Origin of the sequence: Microbacterium sp. Leaf351 (assembly GCF_001423825.1) — a bacterium.
GTDB classification, from domain to species: Bacteria; Actinomycetota; Actinomycetes; order Actinomycetales; family Microbacteriaceae; genus Microbacterium; species Microbacterium ginsengisoli.
Genome location: NZ_LMPK01000011.1, coordinates 74,759 through 79,648 on the forward strand (window position 1 = coordinate 74,759; position 4,890 = coordinate 79,648).

Sequence of the window (4,890 nt, forward strand, 5' to 3'; positions counted from 1 at the left end):
CACGCCTGCGAGCCGCGATATTCGACGTCGCCGACGGTGATGCCCGCCTCTTCGCGGATTTCGCGCACGAGGGTCTGCTCGAGCGACTCGCCCGCCTCCACGAAACCGGCGAAGCATGAGTAGCGCCGCTGCTCCCACGCGGCGTTGGCGCCGAGGAGCAGCAGATCGGGATCGGTCGGATGCCGCACCGCCGCGATCACCGCGGGGTCGGTGCGCGGGAAGTGCTCGCGCCCGCAGCGGGGGCAGTGCCGCGCCCAGCCGGAGGCGACCAGATCGGTGAGCTCACCGCAGGCGGGGCAGTACGGGGCATCCAGCAGCCATCGTCCGAGCGCGACGCCGGTAACCGCGAGCTCCGCCTCGGCAGGGACCAACGCCGCGGCGACGGCGCGCAGCGGCGAGCCGGTGGTCTCCTCCGCCGGCTGCGCGGCCAACGCGGCGAGCAGCACCGCGACGCCGTCGAGGCGCCCGAGGAGCGCCCACACGACGCGATGACCGGTGACCGCCGCGGGCGGGACGAGCTCCAGCGCACCGTCGGGTGTGAGCGACACCCGGTCGCCGCGCACGACCAGCACGCGGGTCGCCGGGTCGGCGCGGAGCGCGTCGACCAGGGCGGCGTCGGAGCGCTCATCGCCGGCCCGATCGAAGCCCGCCGTCGCGCCGTCCTCGGGCGCGTTACGTGCCGACATCGATCGCTCCTCCCAGGGCGTGGCGCCGGGCGAGGGGGGACCTCGCAACCTACCCTGAGGGCATGGCGCGCACCCCGTTCACTCTAGCCGCGAGCGTCACCGCCGCCGTTCCGGGTGCCCGCATCGTCGCCGCCGGCGCGCTCACCGATGGCGCGGCCGGACGATTCGACTCGGCCGTCGTCGTACTCGACGACGGCCGACGCCTCGCCGTGCGGGTCGCCGCCACCGTAGACGCCGCCGAGCAGCTGCGCGCCGAGGCACGCGCCCTCGCCGCACTGACCGATGGCGTGCGCGCGGTGCTCCCGTTCGCCGCTCCCGTCGCCCTCGGTCAGACCGTCGTCGACGGCTCCCCCGCGCTGGTCACCGACCTGATCGACGGCTGGCACGTCGACGCCGCGCAGATCCCGGACGGTCGCGGCGTGGCGACGGCGCTGGGCGCCGCGCTCGCTGCCGTGCACGCGCTCCCTGTCGCCGTCGTGCGTTCCGAGGGCCTGCCGGTGCGCACGAGCGATCAGGTGCGCGACGAGACCCGTCGTCTCATCGATCGCGCCGCCGCGAGCGGGCACCTGCCGCGCACCCTCCGGGCGCGCTGGATGACCGCGATCGACGCCGATTCGCTCTGGGAGTTCGAGACCGTCGTCGTGCTCGGCGGCGTCGACGCGGGCGCATTCGTGTTCACGGGCGACGACGACCTCCGCGTATCCGGCCTCATCGACTGGCACGGGCTGTCCGTCGGCGACGCCGCCGCCGACCTGCACTGGCTCGCGGCGGCCCCGGTGGCCGCGGCGACCGTGCGCGAGGCGTATGCCGCGGCATCCGTGCGCGCCGGCGATGCCCATCTCACCGAGCGCTCCCGCCTCTACGCCGAGCTCGAGTTCGCGAAGTGGCTCGTGCACGGACTCGAGAGCGACGATCACGACGTCGTCGCCGACGCGGCGAGCCTGCTGGCCTCGCTCGACGAGAGCACGCGAGGTGAAGACCTCACTCCGGTACGTCACAGCGATGTGCAGGCGGCGATGGACGTGCTCGACCGTGTTCCCGCGGCCGCCACGCCGCGCGGGGACACTTCGCTGCAGACCGACGCCTTCGACCGCGCCGACCTCTCGGCCTTCGGCGACATCGAGACGGGCGAGACACGTGACGACCTCGCAGTCGTCGACGGCGACGCCGACCCCGCCGGGGACGTCGACGACGATCCGCAGGCGACCCAACCGATCGAAGCCGCTTCATGGGGAGCAGGTTCCCGCACGATCCCCCACGATCCGGCTCCTCCGACACTCGACCTCGATCTCGACCCGGTGGCAGATGCCGACGAGGCCGAGCGGGCATCCCGCGCCGCCTTGCGCCGCTGGGCTGTCGGCGGGGACTGACCCCCGCGCGTCCTGGCGCAGGTCAGCCTCGCAGCACCAGGCCGTGCGCGACGTAGAACAGCGCGACGTCGATCTGGTCGAGCGGCACCCCGTGCCGGGAGTGGTAGGCGCGACGGTAGAGGTCGAGCTGCACCATCCGCTCGGCGCGTTCCGACGCCGTCCGCGGCGGCGCGCCCGTCTTCCAGTCGACGATCTCGATCCGGTCGCCGCGCCGGTAGACGGCATCGAGCTTGCATACGATGACGTGAGGGCGCCCGTCGAGATCGTCGAGTCGGAAGTCGATCTCGGTCTCCACCTCGATCGGTTGCAGAGGCGCCCACTCCGACGCGAGGAAGGCGTCGATGAGCGGCGCGAGGGCGGCAGGCTCAGCGACGCCGCCCGGTTCGTCCCCATCCCAGAGTTCGTCGTCGAGCCCCGCCCTGCCGGCGAGTCCGGCACGGCGCTCCACCCACGAGTGGAAGCTCGTGCCGATCCGCGTCTCACGGTACGGCCGCTCGGGGAGCGGACGGGACCGCGCGGCGACGGCCGCCGAATAGTCGGTCGTGAAGTCCTTGTAGGCCGAGGCGGGAATGCGGGTCGGTGCCGAACGATCGCCCCCGCGCCGCTGCTCGTCCCGTTCGACGAGAAGAAGCGACAGGTCCGGATCGAGGATGACGGCGTCCGCCGCCCGCACGAGCTCCGCCGCACGCTCGACCCTCGCCCTCCGACTGCCCAGCGCATCGAGCGGCCAGCTCACCGTACGCACCACGTCATCGGGGCGCTCGCCCGGATCGACGTCCACCGCGCCGCGCCCGAGCGCGGACGCGGCCTCCCGCAGGAACCGGCTCGCCGCCCGTGGCTGCACCGTTCCCGCCCAGGATGAGCCGGTGAGAAGCAGGTGGTCGCGCGCGCGGGTCACGGCGACATACGCCAGTCGGCGTTCCTCGGCGACCTGCCGGTCGCGGTTCTGCTCGCCGAACGCCTCGACCGCATCGCGCAGGGCCTGCTGGGTGGGAGCCTCGGCCGCAGACCACGCGAGGCGCGGGAGCCACGGGGCATCCCCGCGGAACTCGAAAGGCAGCGCACCGAACGTCAGCCATCCCTTGGCGTCGCGGCTCGCGGCGGGAAGCTCGTCCTCGACCATCCGCACGACCGCGACCGCGTCCCACTCGAGACCCTTCGACCCGTGGATCGTCAGCAGCTGCACGACGTCGGGCTCCGTCGGTTCCGGTCGGGGGGCGAGCTCGTCGACGGATGCCGCGTGGTCGAGCCACGCGAGCAGGCTGGGCAGCGACCGCGCATCGTCGGAGGACAGGAAGCCCGCGATCTCGGCCGTGAAAGCCCGCACCTGCTCGTGGGCGGTGCGCTGAGGCCCGCGGGCCTCGTTCGCGGCGAGCTCGAGGTCGAGGCGCAGCTCGCTCTCGATCAGTCGCACGAGATCGAGCACGGGAAGTCCCGCGGCTCGGCGCCAGGCCGCGATCACGCCGGCCGCCTCGCGCAGTCGGGTGCGCGCGGCCGGGGTGAAGCCGGCGAGCCAGCCGTGGTCGTCGCGCACGCGGGGGAAGAACTCGAGCGCGTCGCTGAGCGAGCCGTGATCGTCGGCCGCGGATGCGCGCAAGGTCGCGACGACGTCGGGGGCCAGGGGCTGGAGCGCCGCGTCGTGTCGCGCGAGCCGGGCGCCGAGCGCCCGCAGCTCGCGCAGATCGGCGACGCCGATCGCCCACCGCGGCCCGACCAGCAGACGGATGAGCTCCGATCCGGCGAGCGGATCGGCGATGACCCGCAGCGCCGCCACGATGTCGACCACCTCGGGGGTGTCGAGAAGCCCACCGAGTCCGAGCACGCGATGCGGCACGCGGTGACGCGCGAGGGCCTCGGCGAACACGCTCATGCGCCGCTTCGACCGGAACAGCACCGCGCCGGTCGTCGAGAGGCCCACGCGGCGGCGCTCGGCACGGACCCGCACGAACCACTCCGCGACCCGTTCCGCCTCGTCGTCGAGTGTCGAGGCCATCTCGAGGTCGACCTCTCCCCTTGCCGCACCCGGCCGTGGGCGGAGGGCCGCGACATCCGCCCCGCCGGCGAGCGGTGCGAGCAGCGCCGAGGCGATCTCGAGCACATCCGCGCTGTTGCGCCAGCTGGTCAGCAGGGAGAAGCGTTCGCATGCGCCACGAGTCACGAAGGCGCGCGGGAAGTCGTCGAGGTTGCCCGCACTGGCACCCCGCCAGCCGTAGATCGCCTGGTGCGGGTCGCCGACCGCCATCACGGCGGTGTCGGCGAACAGTGCCGCGAGCAACCGCGCTTGGACGACCGAGGTGTCCTGGTACTCATCGAGCAGAACCACCCGGAACCGTGAGCGCAGGCCCTCAGCGACATCCCGGTGGCGCTCGACGATCTGCAGCGCACCGGCCACCTGGTCGGCGAAGTCGATGACTCCGCGACGTTCCTTCGCCGACGCGTAGCCGGCCGCGAGACCCGCCAGCACCTCGAGGCCGTCGACCTTCTCGACGAACCGGGGGAAGTCCGCGTAGACGCTCACCCGTGCCGTCTCGGAGGGCCGTTCGAGGATGCCGCGGAACCGCGACGGGAACGCGGCCACGTCGCCGAGGTCGGCGAGGTTGTCGACGGCGGCGCCCGCGAGCCCCAAGGCCGCCGACACGATCGTGCCGAGCGATTCGCTGCGGCTCTCCAGCCGAGAATCGTCGCTGTCGAGCGCGACCCGCCGCATGAGAAGCCAGGATGCCGACTCCGACAGCACCTGCGCATCGGGGTCGCGCCCGATCAGCACCGCGTTATCGCGCACCAGGGCGTCGGCGAAGCTGTTGTAGGTCGCGACGGTGGGGCGATCGAGGAGG

General features: G+C 73.3%; 3 protein-coding genes. 1 reads left to right on the forward strand and 2 read right to left on the reverse strand.

Annotated elements, in window-relative coordinates:
- Positions 1 to 686 (reverse strand): NAD(+) diphosphatase (locus ASG00_RS04570; protein WP_235559141.1); only part of this gene is annotated, 686 nt, incomplete at its 3' end.
- A gap of 62 nt (positions 687 to 748) precedes the next feature.
- Between ASG00_RS04570 and ASG00_RS04575 the strand changes: the two genes are divergently transcribed.
- The gene (locus ASG00_RS04575; RefSeq protein WP_056207242.1) at positions 749 to 2,056 is read left to right on the forward strand and encodes a phosphotransferase; all 1,308 of its coding nucleotides are present in this window, start codon (positions 749 to 751) and stop codon (positions 2,054 to 2,056) included.
- 22 nt (positions 2,057 to 2,078) lie between these two features.
- Here ASG00_RS04575 and ASG00_RS04580 read toward each other — a convergent pair.
- Positions 2,079 to 4,890, reverse strand: a 2,812-nt coding sequence (locus tag ASG00_RS04580; protein ID WP_235559142.1) for an ATP-dependent DNA helicase, incomplete at its 5' end; no start/stop codon positions are given.

Bases quoted from the DNA above. Each gene is read 5' to 3' on its own strand.
- ASG00_RS04575 (WP_056207242.1), top strand. From the start codon at position 749: ATGGCGCGCACCCCGTTCACTCTAGCCGCGAGCGTCACCGCCGCCGTT.